The following is a 497-nucleotide window of genomic DNA, read 5'->3' as shown; positions in this document are numbered from 1 at the left end:
GCCTGATATTGTTGGCGTTGAGCTGACCGGCAAACGCCAGCCGGGCATTACTGCTACCGACATCGTGTTGGCACTGACCGAATTTTTGCGTAAAGAGCGCGTGGTTGGCGCATTTGTCGAATTTTTCGGTGAGGGCGCAAGAAGTCTGTCCATCGGCGACCGTGCCACCATTTCCAACATGACCCCCGAGTTCGGCGCGACTGCCGCGATGTTCGCTATTGATGAGCAAACCATTGATTATTTGAAACTGACCGGTCGCGATGACGCGCAAGTGAAATTGGTGGAAACCTACGCCAAAACCGCAGGCTTGTGGGCAGATGCCTTGAAAACCGCCGTTTATCCGCGCGTATTGAAATTTGATTTGAGCAGCGTAACGCGCAACATGGCAGGTCCAAGTAACCCGCATGCCCGTTTTGCGACCGCCGATTTGGCCAGCAAAGGCTTGGCAAAACCTTATGAAGAGCCTTCAGACGGCCAAATGCCTGACGGTGCAGTGA

At 53.9% G+C, this 497-nt stretch carries 1 protein-coding gene; it reads left to right on the top strand.

Going from position 1 to position 497, the window contains the following annotated elements:
* Positions 1–497: aconitase family protein (locus tag ACTHUR_RS19010; RefSeq protein ID WP_440400333.1), on the top strand; the 497-nt coding region annotated here is incomplete at both ends.

The sequence above is a fragment of the Neisseria sp. P0021.S007 genome (assembly GCF_051956855.1).
Note: the sequence above shows the minus strand (reverse complement) of the source record. Positions and strands in the feature narration are given on the sequence as shown.